This is a genomic window from Arsukibacterium ikkense (assembly GCF_000987775.1).
Lineage (GTDB): Bacteria > Pseudomonadota > Gammaproteobacteria > Enterobacterales > Alteromonadaceae > Alishewanella > Alishewanella ikkense.
Genome location: NZ_LAHO01000001.1, coordinates 118,225 through 132,846 on the forward strand (window position 1 = coordinate 118,225; position 14,622 = coordinate 132,846).

The 14,622-nt window shown below is 50.7% G+C and carries 14 protein-coding genes; all 14 read left to right on the top strand.

Going from position 1 to position 14,622, the window contains the following annotated elements:
• Window positions 1-34 precede the first annotated feature (34 nt).
• A complete protein-coding gene (gene ribF, locus WG68_RS00535; protein WP_046555705.1) occupies window positions 35-985 on the top strand; it encodes a bifunctional riboflavin kinase/FAD synthetase in 951 nt (316 codons plus the stop codon).
• A 21-nt stretch (window positions 986-1,006) separates the two neighbouring features.
• Entirely contained in the window at window positions 1,007-3,835 is a 2,829-nt protein-coding gene (gene ileS / locus WG68_RS00540) for an isoleucine--tRNA ligase (protein ID WP_046555706.1), read from the top strand.
• Entirely contained in the window at window positions 3,835-4,326 is a 492-nt protein-coding gene (gene lspA, locus WG68_RS00545; RefSeq protein WP_046555707.1) for a signal peptidase II, read from the top strand. The genes ileS and lspA overlap by 1 nt, the downstream gene beginning before the upstream one ends.
• Window positions 4,323-4,760: an FKBP-type peptidyl-prolyl cis-trans isomerase gene (fkpB, locus tag WG68_RS00550; RefSeq protein ID WP_046555708.1), complete on the top strand. Its 438-nt coding sequence runs from the start codon at window positions 4,323-4,325 to the stop codon at window positions 4,758-4,760. The genes lspA and fkpB overlap by 4 nt, the downstream gene beginning before the upstream one ends.
• A gap of 4 nt (window positions 4,761-4,764) precedes the next feature.
• Window positions 4,765-5,694, top strand: a complete 930-nt coding sequence (ispH, locus tag WG68_RS00555; RefSeq protein WP_046555709.1) for a 4-hydroxy-3-methylbut-2-enyl diphosphate reductase — start codon at window positions 4,765-4,767, stop codon at window positions 5,692-5,694.
• Window positions 5,695-5,713: 19 nt separating this feature from the next.
• On the top strand, window positions 5,714-6,763 hold the full coding sequence (locus tag WG68_RS00560; protein WP_052748900.1) for a sensor histidine kinase: 1,050 nt from the start codon (window positions 5,714-5,716) through the stop codon (window positions 6,761-6,763).
• A complete protein-coding gene (locus WG68_RS00565; protein ID WP_046555710.1) occupies window positions 6,760-7,482 on the top strand; it encodes a LytR/AlgR family response regulator transcription factor in 723 nt (240 codons plus the stop codon). The genes WG68_RS00560 and WG68_RS00565 overlap by 4 nt, the downstream gene beginning before the upstream one ends.
• 148 nt (window positions 7,483-7,630) lie before the next feature.
• The gene (locus WG68_RS00570; protein WP_052748901.1) at window positions 7,631-8,263 is read left to right on the top strand and encodes a GspH/FimT family pseudopilin; all 633 of its coding nucleotides are present in this window, start codon (window positions 7,631-7,633) and stop codon (window positions 8,261-8,263) included.
• 13 nt (window positions 8,264-8,276) lie between these two features.
• Window positions 8,277-8,693, top strand: coding sequence for a type IV pilus modification protein PilV (pilV, locus tag WG68_RS18970; RefSeq protein WP_052748902.1), 417 nt, complete (start codon window positions 8,277-8,279; stop codon window positions 8,691-8,693).
• Window positions 8,690-9,670, top strand: coding sequence for a PilW family protein (locus WG68_RS00580; protein WP_046555711.1), 981 nt, complete (start codon window positions 8,690-8,692; stop codon window positions 9,668-9,670). The genes pilV and WG68_RS00580 overlap by 4 nt, the downstream gene beginning before the upstream one ends.
• Entirely contained in the window at window positions 9,648-10,178 is a 531-nt protein-coding gene (locus tag WG68_RS00585; RefSeq protein ID WP_046555712.1) for a pilus assembly PilX family protein, read from the top strand. Before WG68_RS00580 ends, WG68_RS00585 begins: the two co-directional genes overlap by 23 nt.
• 10 nt (window positions 10,179-10,188) lie before the next feature.
• Window positions 10,189-13,620, top strand: coding sequence for a pilus assembly protein (locus WG68_RS00590; RefSeq protein WP_046555713.1), 3,432 nt, complete (start codon window positions 10,189-10,191; stop codon window positions 13,618-13,620).
• A gap of 8 nt (window positions 13,621-13,628) precedes the next feature.
• On the top strand, window positions 13,629-14,036 hold the full coding sequence (locus WG68_RS00595; protein ID WP_152663001.1) for a type IV pilin protein: 408 nt from the start codon (window positions 13,629-13,631) through the stop codon (window positions 14,034-14,036).
• Between the two features lie 77 nt (window positions 14,037-14,113).
• Window positions 14,114-14,620 (top strand): prepilin-type N-terminal cleavage/methylation domain-containing protein, encoded by a 507-nt coding sequence (locus tag WG68_RS00600; RefSeq protein ID WP_161796336.1) that lies wholly within the window; start codon window positions 14,114-14,116, stop codon window positions 14,618-14,620.
• Window positions 14,621-14,622: the final 2 nt, after the last annotated feature.

The window sequence follows — 14,622 nt, forward strand, 5'->3', positions numbered from 1 at the left end:
GTTTATCAGCAGTAACAGCAACCTTAAGGCAGGCATGGAGTTAATTCGCGGCTTACATAATATTCAACCCCGGCACCATGGCTGTGTGTTGACCATAGGTAATTTTGATGGTGTGCATCTGGGGCATCAGGCGGTGCTGCAAAAGGTGCAGGCTATTGCTAAGCGTTTAACCCTGCCATCCTGCGTGATGGTATTTGAACCGCAACCGCTGGAATTGTTTGCTGGTAGCGCTGCACCGGCCCGCTTAAGCCGTTTTCGGGAAAAATATACAGAACTGGCCCGGCTGGGCATTGACCGTTTAGTTTGTGTTGGCTTTAATCCGACGTTTGCTGCCATGCAACCTGCAGTTTTTATTGAGCAATTGTTGTTAAAACAGCTTGGTGCCCAGCAGTTGATTGTTGGCGATGATTTTCGCTTTGGTAACAACAGAGCGGGCGATTTTGCTATGCTGGCACTGGCCGCGGAACGCTATCAGTTTGGTTTGAACAGCACCTCCAGTTTAAAACTGGGACAACAACGGGTAAGCAGTACTTTGATCAGACAAGCCCTGCAACATGATGATTTATCGGCAGCGGCCGCGATGTTAGGCCGGCCGTTCAGTCTGACGGGGCGGGTGCGGCATGGCCGCAAGCTGGGGCGGGATTTAGGTTTTCCCACCGCGAATGTCTGGTTATACCGGCGCAAACTGCCGGTAGGCGGTGTCTATGCCATTACTGCGCAAACCAAATATGGCTGCTTTCAGGGCGTGGCCAATATTGGCAACCGACCGACGGTACAAGGTCAGCGTGAACAGTTAGAAGCACACCTTTTTGATTTTAAAGCTGATTTATATGGCAGCCAGATAGCGGTAACTTTGCATCATAAGTTACGCAATGAACAACGCTTTGCTGATTTGGCGGCGTTACAACAGCAAATTACGGCAGATATGCACGCTGCCAAAACTTATTTTAGTCGGCTGGCCAAAACTGCCAGCAGCCTTAGCTAACTTTAAAACGGAATAATACGGATGAGCGATTATAAGCATACCCTTAACTTGCCAGAAACGGCCTTTGCCATGCGTGGCAACCTGGCCCAGCGCGAGCCGCAAATGCTGGCAGAGTGGACGGCAGATGGCCTGTATCAGCAGATCCGCAGTGCCAAACAAGGCAAAAAGAGCTTTATTCTGCATGATGGCCCACCGTATGCCAATGGCAATATTCATATTGGCCATGCCGTTAATAAAATTTTAAAAGACATTATTGTTAAAGCGAAAACGTTGTCAGATTTTGATGCGCCCTATGTGCCGGGTTGGGACTGCCATGGCTTGCCGATTGAGCTGGTGGTAGAGAAAAAGCACGGTAAACCCGGCGTAAAATTATCGGTTGCGGAATTTCGCCAGCATTGCCGCGATTATGCGCAAAGCCAAATAGAAGCGCAGAAAACCGATTTTATCCGCTTAGGCGTTTTGGGCGACTGGGATAACCCGTACCGCACTATGGATTTCAGCTCGGAAGCGAATATTATCCGGGTGCTGGGCCGGATTATCGATAATGGTCATCTGCAGCAAGGTTCGAAGCCGGTACATTGGTGTACCGATTGTGGCTCGGCGCTGGCTGAGGCTGAAGTGGAATATCAGGATAAAGTATCACCGGCGATTGATGTGCGGTTTAAGGTGGTCGATGAGCAGCTGGTCGATAAATTTGATCACCCTGAGCAGCATAGCGGCCAGGGCCCGGTATCGGTGGTGATCTGGACCACCACCCCCTGGACTATTCCGGCTAACCGCGCGGTAGCTGTGCATGCCAAACTGGATTACAGCCTGGTGCAGATTGAGCAGGGGCCAAATGGCCCGGAGCGGTTAATTATTGCCACCGATCTGGTGAATGACGTGATGGCCCGCGCCAATATCGAACATTACCATGCGCTGGGCTTTTGTAAAGGTGCCGCATTAGAGTTGGCCCAGTTACGCCACCCACTTTATGATTTCAGTGTGCCGGTAATTTTGGGCGAGCATGTAACCACTGAGTCCGGTACCGGCTGTGTGCATACGGCCCCTGGCCATGGCCAGGAAGACTTTGTCGTCGGCAAGCAGTATGGCCTGGAAGTGGCAAACCCGGTTGGCGCCAATGGCGTTTACTTACCGGATACGCCGCTGTTTGCCGGCCAGCATGTGTTTAAAGCCAACGACAGTGTGGTGGAAGCGCTAAAAGCTGCCGGTGCGTTACTGGTGCATAAAGCCTATAAGCACAGCTACCCTCATTGCTGGCGCCATAAAACACCTATTATATTCCGCGCCACGCCGCAGTGGTTTATCAGTATGGATAAGCAGGGCTTACGCGACAAGTCGCTGGCTGAAATTGCTAACACCCGCTGGATCCCGGACTGGGGCCAGCAGCGGATTGAAAAAATGGTGGCAGGTCGTCCGGATTGGTGTATTTCGCGTCAGCGTACCTGGGGCGTACCTATTGCGCTGTTTGTCGATAAAGACACCGGTGCCTTGCATCCGGATACGCAAAGCTTACTGGAGCAGGTAGCCAGAAAAGTGGAGCAGGGCGGTATTCAGGCCTGGTTTGATTTAGAAGCAAGCGAACTGCTGGGGGTTGATGCTGAGCAATACGTCAAAGTCAGTGATACGCTGGATGTCTGGTTTGACTCAGGAGTGACTCATGCTTTTGTAGTTGACCAGCGCCCCGAATTTAAGCACGCCACACAGGCTGATTTATATCTGGAAGGCTCTGATCAGCATCGTGGCTGGTTTATGTCATCGTTAATGACCGGGGTTGCCAGCAAAGCGCATGCACCTTATCGGCAGGTGCTGACTCACGGTTTTACTGTGGATGGTGAAGGCCGCAAAATGTCTAAATCCTTAGGCAATGTGGTTTCGCCGCAAGACGTCATGAACAAACTGGGTGCTGATATTTTACGGTTATGGGTGGCCACGGCCGACTATACCTCTGAGATGACAGTGTCAGATGAAATTCTGAACCGCGCTGCCGACAAATACCGGCGCATCCGCAATACTGCACGCTTTTTGCTGGCTAACCTGAATGGTTTTAACCCGGCAACCGATTTAGTGCCGTTTAGCGAAATGGTTGAGCTGGACTTATGGATGGTTAGCCGCGCTGCCAAATTACAGCTGGAAATTGTTGAGGCGTATGACAACTATCAGTTCCATCAGGTGAGCCAGAAATTAATGAATTTCTGTACCGTGGAGCTGGGCAGTTTTTATCTGGATGTGATTAAAGACCGCCAGTACACCGCGCACCAAAACAGTGTGGCCCGCCGGTCCTGCCAAACGGCGTTGTACCATATTGCGCAGGCGATGGTACGCTGGATGGCACCAATTATGAGCTTTACGGCTCAGGAAATCTGGCAGGCGCTGCCTGGCGAGCGCAGTAAATATGTGTTTACCGAGGTTTGGTATGACGTGCTGGCGACCGTTGCTGCCGGCCAGTTTGACGACAATTACTGGCAACAGGTGCTACAGGTACGGGACGAGGTAAACAAGGTGCTGGAAGCAGCACGGCGCGAGGATAGAATTGGCGCCTCACTGCAAGCCGAAGTCACCCTGTATGCCAATGCAGAGCTTGCTGCTGCGCTAAGTAAATTGGGTGACGAGCTGCGCTTTGCCTTAATTACCTCTACCGCGCAGGTCAGTACCGAGGCGCCACCGGCTACAGCGGTGGCCACTGATATTGCCGGGTTAAGTGTGCTGGTAAGCGCCTCTGCGGCGCCGAAGTGTGAACGCTGCTGGCATCACCGGCACGATGTTGGCGCTGATACGGCCCATCCTGGTATTTGCTTGCGTTGTGTTAGTAATGTCGCAGGCAGCGGCGAGCAACGGAAGTTTGCCTGATGCGCTTGTTTAAAGAAACAGGCTGGCGCTGGTGGTGGCTGATTATCGGTTTTATTGTGCTGGATCAGCTGACTAAGCAAGTGGTGCATCAGCAAATGGCATTGTACGATTCGATTGAATTGCTACCCTTTTTCAACCTGACCTATGTGCGTAATTATGGTGCGGCCTTCTCTTTTTTAAGTGATGCCGGCGGCTGGCAGCGTTGGTTTTTTACCTTGATTGCCGTGGTTATCAGTATGGTGATTGCCGTGTGGCTGAGCCGGGTGGGGCGGCAGGAACTGAAATTAAATCTGGCACTGGCGCTGGTGCTGGCTGGTGCTATTGGCAACTTAATTGACCGGATGGTATTCGGTTATGTCATCGACTTTTTCCATTTGTACTATCAGAACTGGCACTACCCGGCATTTAATATTGCTGACTCAGTGATCTGTATTGGCGCGGGCCTGCTAATCTGGGATAGTTTTAGCAGTAAAGCAGAGGATAAAGCATGACGCAGTCGCAAATCGGCCCAACCAGTACGGTGTTGTTTCATTTTGACATTACCTTAACCGACGGCAGTGCTGCCGAAAGTACCCGGGTGCACAATAAACCCGCTAAATTGCAAATGGGCGATAACAGTATTTCTCCGGCGTTTGAAGCCCATTTGCTGGGTATGGTTGCTGGGGCAAAGAAAACCTTCACCCTGCAACCAGAAGATGCCTATGGCATGCCCAACCCTGACAATATTTATTATGTTGATCGCAGCAAATTCTCGATTGATGCACCGGCGAAAGTAGGCAGTATTATTGGCTTTGCGATGCCAGATGGCTCTGAGTTACCGGGGCTGGTGCGTGATGTGGTTGGCGATTCGGTGACAGTGGATTTTAATCATCCGCTGGCCGGGCAAACCCTGACCTTTAATGTTGAAATTGTAAAAGTGAGCTAAGCAGATGGATATTTTGTTAGCCAACCCCCGTGGGTTTTGTGCCGGGGTCGACCGGGCCATCAGTATTGTGGAGCGGGCACTGGAATTGTACGAACACCCCATTTACGTGCGGCATGAGGTGGTGCATAACAAATTTGTGGTGGATGGCTTGCGGCGCAGCGGTGCGGTGTTTGTCGATGAGCTGGACGAAGTACCCGATGGCAATATTGTTATTTTCAGTGCCCATGGCGTGTCGCAAGCCGTGCGCGAAACCGCCAAACAGCGCGGTTTAAAAGTATTTGATGCTACCTGCCCCCTGGTAACCAAGGTGCATATGGAAGTGACCCGGGCCAGCCGTAAAGGTATTGAGTGTATTTTGATTGGCCATGCCGGCCATCCGGAAGTTGAAGGCACCATGGGCCAGTACGATAACCTGGCCGGTGGTATTTATCTGGTAGAGTCTGCGGAGGATGTTGCTAGGCTACAGGTGAAAAATCCGGCGCAATTATGCTATTCCAGCCAGACTACCTTGTCGGTTGATGATACGGCTGATGTGATTACTGCGCTGCGTAATCGTTTTCCTGAGATCGACGGGCCACGCAAAGATGATATTTGCTATGCCACCCAGAACCGGCAGGATGCGGTGCGTGATTTGGCATCGAAGGCAGACTTACTGTTAGTGGTTGGAGCCAAAAACAGCAGTAATTCTAACCGCTTACGTGAGCTTGCTGAAAAAATGGGCTGTATCGCTTACTTAATAGATACCGCTAATGATATTCAGCAAAGCTGGCTGGATAATGTTAAGGCGGTAGGAGTAACCGCCGGTGCCTCAGCCCCTGAAGTATTAGTGCAACAGGTTGTGGCGCAGCTGAAAATGTGGGGTGGTAACACCGTGAATGAAAACCCCGGTCGACCTGAAAACGTGGTATTTGCTATTCCGGCAGAGCTGCGTTAACCGCGCAAAGGGAGCTAAGGTGAATAAAGCAGTGACTGCCACACCTTACCCGTTATTTCCGCTGCCTGATTTATGTCATGGCCGGATGGTAATGCGAATGCTGGTGCTGGCTCAGGCTGTTGCAATTATGCTGGCGTTTGCGCCCGCTGCAGCGGAAAGCCCCTGGCAACGTTTAGGCCTGATCAGTTTGTTTGTGCACTGGATTGCCCTGTTGTCCGGTTACAGCTATTGCAAGTTACGGCCGCAGCTGGCCCGGCAAAAGCCATTAATGATTGCCACTGCTTGTCTGAGTTTACTGTTTCTGATGACGGTGCTGGTCAGTAGTCTGGCCTGGTTATGGTTACATGATCTGGGTGTGTTAGGTTCCCAAAGCTTTTGGCATTTTATGCTGGCGAATCTGATGATAGCGCTGATCGTTGGCCTGATGGCGATACAACTGGGGTTAATGCATGCTGAGCGCAGCCAGCAACTAGCAGCGCAAAGCCGGGCTGAACTGGGTGCCTTGCAAGCGCGGATCCAACCACACTTTTTATTCAACAGTTTGAATACCGCCGCCGAATTAACCCAGCAGGACAGCCAGGCTGCCGAGCAGGCTTTACTTAACCTGGCCGATTTATTCCGGGCGGCGATGCACGCCGGTGAGCAGATCAGCCTGGCAGAAGAACTCACCCTGGCGCGGCAATATCTGGCGCTGGAACAATGGCGGCTTGGCGAGCGTTTACAGCAGAACTGGCAACTGCCTGAGACCTTACCTAAGCTGCAGGTACCGGCGCTGACTATTCAACCCTTATTAGAAAATGCGGTGCGCCACGGCATCGAGAGCGATCAGCGTGGTGGCAGCATAGACATTGAACTGATTAACAGCAGCCAGTCGGTGACTTTACTAATAACCAATCCTTTTTTACCTGCCCTTGATAAAAGCCGCAGCAATGGCGTCGCGCTGGTTAATATCCGCCAGCGGCTGCAGCTGTATTTCGGTGATAGCGCCAGTTTAAGTCGCAGTATTGTCGATGGCAAATTTCGGGTTAAACTGGTGTTACCTAAAACCCAGCCCGGCACAAACAGATGAAAGTACTGATTGTCGACGATGAGCCGCTGGCCCGCGCCCGCTTGCAGCGCTTACTTAGCGCTATACCTGATTTTAGTTGTGTGGGCGAAGCGCAGAACAGCCAGCAGGCCTTAACCTTGTGTCAGCAATTACAGCCCGATGTCTTACTGCTGGATATCGCCATGCCCGGTAGCGATGGTTTGCAACTGGCGGCAGAGCTGGCCAGCCAGCCGTTGCCACCAGCTATCATCTTTGTTACCGCCCACCCTCAGCATGCGCTGGATGCTTATCAGGTATGCCCGGCGGACTATATTTTAAAACCGGTATCGCTGGAGCGGTTAAGCGCTGCGCTGGCCCGCGTAGGCAACCGCACCCGGGCGCATCTAGAGCGCACGCCGCAACCGGCTGAGCTTATCAATTATCAACTGGGCTCAGCGACCCGCCAGATCAGTTTAGATAAGGTTCACTATTTTAGTGCTGACAGTAAATATGTGCGGATGGTGTTCGCCGGTGGCGAAGCTTTGCTTGAGCTAAGCCTGAACCAGTTGCAACAGCGTTACCCGCAGTACCTGGTGCGTATTCATCGCAGCACTCTGATTAACAAGCAGTACTTTAGCGCGCTGCGCTCGGCTAGCGACGGCAAACATTATATTGAATTAACCGGCGTTGCTGACCGGTTAGAGGTCAGCCGCAGAGCGCTGAGTCAGGTGAAACAGGCATTAAAACTTAATCTTAATTAGTTGCAGAGCCATATGAGAGTTATGTGCCGTTTATCGGCTGATCATACCTTTAGTCAGGCCCGGGCTGGGCATAGTCATTGTGGTTTGCTAGGGTGACGCTAGCAATAAAGTGATTACCTATTACTTAACCTAAGAAGTGGAAAACACTATGGCATTAGTGGTTGCAGATAACAATTTACAGCAACATAGGGTACAGCAACGCAGGCGCATGGCTGCACTGGGTGGTTTTACCCTGATCGAGCTGATGGTAACGGTAGCAGTGCTGGCGATAGTCCTGACAGTGGCGGTACCGAGTTTTGCCAATCTGGTTAATTCAAATCGGCTTAGTGCTCAGGCCAATGATATGCTGGCTGGCCTGATTCTGGCCAGAACTGAAGCGATAAAGCAAAACCAAAGCATGCTGTTTTGTCATACTACCGATGGTGAAAACTGTTCTGTACCGCCCGCTGCAGGCTGGCAAGGTTGGTTAGTGCGGGGTACGGTTGACACCGCGCCCGTTGCAACCAGTGTCATGCTGTCAGCCAATCTCAGAGTATTGTCCAGTGCCAATGTGGCAAATGCCACTGTAGACGCTACCGGGCATTCTATTCGCTTTAATCCGCAGGGGCTGGTTCGCAGTGGTAATGCTAACAATGCCCTTAATGGTGTGCTACGGATTTGCCTGCCAGATAATCAAATTAACCCTAACAGCCGGGATATTGAGTTGCGCTCTGGTGGCCGTACCCGGGTGGTCAGTAATAACGTGGCAGTCAATTGCCCGACGCCGGCTGATCCGGCTTAATAAGGGGCAAATTATGAAAAAACAGCCTTTAGGATTAAAAAAGCAGCAAGGTGTATCGTTGCTGGAAGTGATGATATCGGTGTTGGTGCTGGGTATTGGCTTACTTGGGGTGGCGGCGTTGCAAACTTCCAGCATGCGCAATACTAACAGCTCATTGGAGCGCACCATGGCGGTGATTCTGACCGATACCCTGTCGGAATTGCTTCGTGCAAACCCGGAGGCCGCCCGGCTGGGGAACTATGCATTCAGTGATTGCGCTGGTAGCGCTGAACTCGGCACGGCTGCCTGGGTAGAAGATGTTAAACAAGCGACCCGGGCAGATACCTGCCCGGTTGTAAGCTGGGAAGGCGATCGCTATACCGTAACCATTAACTGGGGCGATGAACGACTTGGTGCAGAGAATCAAATAGTAACGCAGGTAATGCCATGAAAATAAAACAACAGGGTTTCTCATTAGTGGAACTGATGATCGCCATGGTTCTGGGGTTGCTGGTAATAGGCGGCGTTATTGGTGTGTTTATTGCTAACCAGGCTACCAGCAGGGCAAATATGACGCTAAGTGAGCTGCAAAATACCGCCCGCTTAAGCTTCCAGTTAATGTCACAAGATATTCGTAATGCCGGTTTTATTGGTTGTAATAATTCACCCTGGGTAGGCAATAGCATCGCTATAGCAGGTGTGCGCCCGGCATGGGCTGACTGGGCAACTGGCTCAGGCATTTTAGGGCTGGCGGCACCTGTTGCTGCTATTAATGGTGTAACACCAACGAATGGTACTCAGGCGTTGCGGTTGATGTTTGCGGCAGGTAATAGTAATTCAATAAATAATTATGTCGGTTCAACCCTTAGTTTAAACACTAATTCAGTTGTTGCAGCTGGCCAGGTTGCCGTAGCATGCGACGAAACGATGTCTAGTATTTTTCAGGTGACAACCGCAGTTGCTGATGAAGTTACGCATAATGTTTCAGGTTTAAATGCAGATGCTGACTTGGGTTTTATCAGCCCCTGGGCTCCGGGTACTTCACCGCCACGTAACTTTAGCAACAATGCAATGCTAATGCGTTTTGAATCAATAGCATGGTTTGTGGCGCCTAGCCGCGATGATACAACCGTTAATTCGCTCTATCGGGCATCACTGATTGGTGATACACAAGTCAATGAAGAAGTATTGTTTGGTGTCAGTGATTTGCAGTTTGTTTATTTAAACGGTGATACGTTGAACTTCGAGACAGCGGCTGCCGTCAATGCCTCCAATACCTGGGGGCGGATAATAGCGGCAAATGTGACAGTAACGCTGGACGATGCGGTATTGCAAGGTATTAACATACCAGACAATGTTAAAAATATTAGTTTCCTGGTGTCGCTACGCAACAGGTTAGGGGGTGATGGTGTACGAGTCCTTTTCTAAACATTTTCCTAAGCAACAGGGCGCTGCCCTGGTTGTTAGTTTATTGTTGCTGTTGGCGATAACCTTGCTTGCAGTCACTAATATGAAACGCACATCGGTGCAGGAGAAAATGACCGGTAACTTATATGACCGCCAATTGGCGTTGCAGCAAGCTGAAGCGGCTTTATTAGTCGCTGAGCGCATTTTGGACAACGCTCCGCTACCTGGTGGCCCGGTGGCGCTGATTAATAATGCTGGTTTTTACGCTATACCCGATCCGACCCAGCCAGATCGTTGGGCCCCCGGAGAGCTTGTTACCTGGGTGGATGCGCCTGCAATGAATACCGGCCTGGCTAACCCTGCACGCTATATTGTTGAATATATGGATGATTGGCCCTTTCCACCGAATTGCGATCGGGCTACTACTCCTCCGGTTGGCTGCTTACAACCGACCTTCAGGATAACGGCCAGGGTGCCTGCGACTCCTGGCAGGGCGGAAGTTACCTTACAAACCATCTGGCGTCGCTGAGGATATACCAATGAAACTATTACGTTTAACCAGGATGCCAGTAAAATTTGCCTTTGTGGCCAGTATTTTATTTGGTTCTGCTGCCGCTCAGGCAGCGATTGAAATTGCTCAGACTCCGCTGCAAACCGGCAGCTCAGTGCCACCTAATATCATGTTTATTATTGATGACTCGGGTTCTATGCACTTTGAACTATTACCGGATGAAGCTATTCTGGCTAGTGCCCGCTATATTTTTCCGCGAGCGGACAACGTCTACGGCCCCAGTGACTATGACAACCGGGTGCCTACAGTTGAAGATGGCCAGCCTTATAACGCCTTTGCCCGCTCGGCCCAGATGAATAAAAGCTACTATGACCCCAGTGTTACCTACAAACCCTGGGTAAGTGCTGATGGTACAACCATGCCAGATGCCCGCCCTGATTGTGCCTGGCATAATCCAATGAGTACCGGTACTTGTCCCAGTGGCTCAGTGAACGATAATGCCCGTAATCTAACGGTTACTAATAGTAATTATAATAGTAGCCGCTGGGTGCGCTGCACCAGTAGTACAGGCGGTTGTACTACAGAGGCAACTACATCAAACAGAAACTTCTGGCCTGCGACGTATTTTTACCATAATGGTGGTGGCGATTGGGAATGGGCCAATTATAGCAAAGTTGAGATCCGCTCGACCATTCCAAGCTATAGCGGCCATGGTCGAAGCAGCCGCTCTGATTGTGCTGCCGGAGTTTGTAGCTACACCGCGGAAATGCAAAATTTTGCTAACTGGTATACCTATCATCGCTCGCGTATTTTAACCAGCCGGGCTGGTATTGGCCGGGCCTTTGTGGGTCAGTCAGAAAAAATGCGGGTGGGTTATGGTGCAATTAATAAAGGTAACTCCACAGTAGATGGTCAAGCCAATACCCGCGTAATAGTGCGGGGGGTGCGTGATTTTAAAGATGCAGCGAAAAGTGGTTTTTTCTCTGAGCTATATAACCGTGATATTCCTGCTGCAGGTACGCCGTTACTTTCAGCCCTGGATGCGGCTGGTCAATACTTTTCCAGAACGGACAGTCGTGGCCCCTGGGGGTTAAGCCCAGGCAGCGGTGGTGAGGCAGCGGTTGATCATATTTCCTGCCGGCAAAGTTTTACCATTTTAATGACCGACGGTTACTGGTCAGATGGTAACACCGCTGCAGGTGTAGGTAACGAAGATGGTACTGCAGGCAACACTATTCTGCGGCCAGAGGGTGATACCGGCAGTGACTTTACTTATATTCCGGTAGCGCCTTTTACTGACGGTCATACTACTACTCTGGCCGATGTGGCGATGAAATACTGGAAAAATGATTTACGCCCGGATTTGGACAACCGGGTACCCACCAGTACTATCAATCCTGCATTCTGGCAGCATATGGTTACCTTTGGCGTGGGACTGGGGGTAACTGGCGCGGAAGACCCTGAAACGGCCTTTGCCGCCATCAACAGTGGTGCCACTATTAACTGGGCCAGCCCATTTGCCGGTACTGTCGCCGAAAAAAATGCCGCTAAGATCGATGATTTACTGCATGCTGCTGTTAATGGCCGCGGTGGCTTTTTTACTGCCGATAAACCGGATGACTTTGCGTTAAAACTGGAGCGAACCCTTACTGCGATTATCGACCGGGTGGCCTCTGCGTCCAACCTGGCCGGCACTACTACTTCAATGCAAGCTGATAATTTTGTTTATCAGGGTAGTTTTAACTCGGGTGAATGGAGTGGTTCCCTTAAATCTTTTAATATAGATGATGTGACTGCGCCAGTATGGGAATCAAACTTCCCGGCCTGGGACTCCCGCAATATTATCTTTGGCAAAAGAAATGGTGGAGTCGCAGCTTTTACACCGGCTAATGTGACAACCGATGGTAATGCACTAAGCGGCAAAGATACTCTGGTTAATTATCTGCGCGGTAATCAAACTCTGGAAGTGGGCGATAATGCACAGTTCCGGCGGCGGGTGTCATTAATGGGTGATATTGCCAATTCATCACCGCTTTATGTCGCCGCGCCTGCCAATCGAAATTATCAGCGCTATAACTGGGATGGCGCCAGCAGTTACCGCGGTTTTCTAACGGCGAATGCCGAACGGGCGCCAGTAGTTTACGTTGGCGCGAATGACGGTATGTTGCATGCGTTCAATGGCACTAATGGCCGCGAAGTGATGGCCTATATTCCACAGCAGATCTTAACCGAAGCCGCCGACTTGGCCTCTTTTGCTGATCCTGATTACCAGCATAAATACTATGTTGATGGTTCATCAGTGGTGTTTGATGCTTATATCAACGGTGCCTGGCGCTCTATTTTACTGGGCTCGCTGGGGCGCGGTGGCGATAGTTTATTTGCAATTGATGTGACCGACCCTGCAGCGTTAGCGACGGTTGCTGCAACTGAAAAGGTGTTGTGGGATAAACGTTTTCCTGAACTGGGTATCACCACCAATAAACCGGTGATTTCCCGCCTGAATAACGGTAAATGGGTGGCGATAGCGGGTTATGGTTACAATAACAGTACCAACAAAGCCGGCTTACTGGTAATTGATTTAGCCAATGGTGAGGTGTTAAAACGGCTGGAAACCAGCAGTGGTTCGCCCAGCGGGCTGGGGCAGGTGGAGGGTTGGGATGCCAACGGCAATGGTAATTCTGATTGGTTCTTTGCCGGTGATTATCTGGGCAATATCTGGAAGTTTGATTTATCGTCGGCTAACCCTGGTGATTGGGTGGTTGCCTATAGTAATCAGCCGTTATTTACGGCAAAGGACGCCGCAGGGGAAACGCAGCCGATTACCGGGGGTGTGACTTTGTCATCTCAACCCGACACTGGCCATTTGTGGGTGTTTTTTGGTACCGGTAAAATGTTATCTACTGAAGACCCGTTGTTAAGCGAAGCCAATAGCTGGTATGGCATTAAAGATGGTCTGGTGATAAATGGCCGGGCAGATTTAGTTGACCGGGATATTATTTACCAGGACGGTAGCTCCCGATTAATCGAGGCTGGGGCACCATTTGATATGGCAGGTAAGCGTGGCTGGTATATTGATTTGGGTGATGCCAGAGAGCGGATAGTAAACCGGCCGCAATTAGTGGGTAATAGTTTAGTGATAAATACCATTACGCCGGGTGATAACGATTGTAACCCGCAAGGTAGTGGTTGGGTGATGTCGGTTAATCCTTATACCGGTGGACGTTTGAACTACCAGTTCTTTGACCGGAACCGTGACGGCGTAATTGATGCCGATGATGCGATAATGTTCCCTGATCCAGTGCCAACCAGTGGCCAGCGCTTTGATGGTATGCCCAGTGAGCCGGTGTTTTTTGAAGACAGGATGATTATTGGCTTAGCCGATACCCGGATTGCTGATGAAGCCGTAGCACCAGAAGTATTACGTGGTCGGGTGTCCTGGCGTGAGTTAACTAATCAATGAGTAATGTTATGAGACAAAAACAGCAAGGTATTACCCTGATAGAGTTAATGGTAGTGGTGGCGATAGTGGGTATTCTGGCCGCTATTGCTTATCCTTCGTATCAGAATTATGTGCAGCGCACTAATCGCGCCGCAGCCGCAGCTTGTCTGATGGAGCAGGCGCAGTTGATGGAGCGGGGTTATACCGCTGCCTTTTCATATGAAGGAATAGTAATGCCGCAAATGCAATGTATGAATGAAGTTGCCGGCCGCTATACTTTTAGTCTGACAAATGCGGCGGCCCGGACTTTTCTGCTTAGCGCTGTGCCTGGTGCGGCCCAGGCAGGAGACGGTTGTGGTACCTTGACCCTTAATCAGGCCGGACGTAAAGGTGCTAACGGCGGCTTTGCTGCGGCAGATGTGCAGCGTTGTTGGTAATTAATTTGCTTAAAATTTGATCTTTTGAAATATTGTTGTAACTTTATAGTTAAGTGAATTAGCTATGGCATATGGATATGCAGTTACAACACGGTTTTAGTCTGCTTGAAGTTCTGATCACCCTACTTATTTTAAAACTGGGGTTGCTTGGCGTGCTGGCCGGGCAAACCCTGGCTTTGCAATATGTGATTGACGCCACTCAGCGAACCACCGCTGTCGCTTTAAGCGCGGTGTTGGTGCAGGAGCTGGCTGCCAGCATCTCAGGGCAACCTGGTTTTTCACTGGAATTAACTACCCCAGACCCCATTGAGTTACCCAGCTGCAATGCAGCAGCATGGTGCACGGGCACTGAGCTACGCGACTATCAATTAGCGCGCTGGCAGCAGCTATGGCCATCCGCTTTACAAGCTGGATTAGCTGCGCCGTTATTTGCGCCGCAATTTTGCTTACAGTTTACTGATAACAATCTGCATATCCAAGCCAGCTGGCAGCAGCGAGCTCACAGCAGCAACATTGCGCAAGTTGCCGGCTGCGAGGCTGGTTTAGGCCGTTCAGCGCTGACCTTAACTGCAAGGCTGCCCTGAAC

Excerpts from the sequence above, each read along its gene's own strand:
- ribF (WP_046555705.1), top strand. The coding sequence starts at position 35 with ATGGAGTTAATTCGCGGCTTACATAATATTCAACCCCGGCACCATGGC.
- ileS (WP_046555706.1), top strand. The coding sequence starts at position 1,007 with ATGAGCGATTATAAGCATACCCTTAACTTGCCAGAAACGGCCTTTGCC.
- lspA (WP_046555707.1), top strand. The coding sequence starts at position 3,835 with ATGCGCTTGTTTAAAGAAACAGGCTGGCGCTGGTGGTGGCTGATTATC.
- fkpB (WP_046555708.1), top strand. The coding sequence starts at position 4,323 with ATGACGCAGTCGCAAATCGGCCCAACCAGTACGGTGTTGTTTCATTTT.
- ispH (WP_046555709.1), top strand. The coding sequence starts at position 4,765 with ATGGATATTTTGTTAGCCAACCCCCGTGGGTTTTGTGCCGGGGTCGAC.
- WG68_RS00565 (WP_046555710.1), top strand. The coding sequence starts at position 6,760 with ATGAAAGTACTGATTGTCGACGATGAGCCGCTGGCCCGCGCCCGCTTG.
- WG68_RS00570 (WP_052748901.1), top strand. The coding sequence starts at position 7,631 with ATGGCATTAGTGGTTGCAGATAACAATTTACAGCAACATAGGGTACAG.
- pilV (WP_052748902.1), top strand. The coding sequence starts at position 8,277 with ATGAAAAAACAGCCTTTAGGATTAAAAAAGCAGCAAGGTGTATCGTTG.
- WG68_RS00580 (WP_046555711.1), top strand. The coding sequence starts at position 8,690 with ATGAAAATAAAACAACAGGGTTTCTCATTAGTGGAACTGATGATCGCC.
- WG68_RS00585 (WP_046555712.1), top strand. The coding sequence starts at position 9,648 with ATGGTGTACGAGTCCTTTTCTAAACATTTTCCTAAGCAACAGGGCGCT.
- WG68_RS00590 (WP_046555713.1), top strand. The coding sequence starts at position 10,189 with ATGAAACTATTACGTTTAACCAGGATGCCAGTAAAATTTGCCTTTGTG.
- WG68_RS00595 (WP_152663001.1), top strand. The coding sequence starts at position 13,629 with ATGAGACAAAAACAGCAAGGTATTACCCTGATAGAGTTAATGGTAGTG.
- WG68_RS00600 (WP_161796336.1), top strand. The coding sequence starts at position 14,114 with ATGCAGTTACAACACGGTTTTAGTCTGCTTGAAGTTCTGATCACCCTA.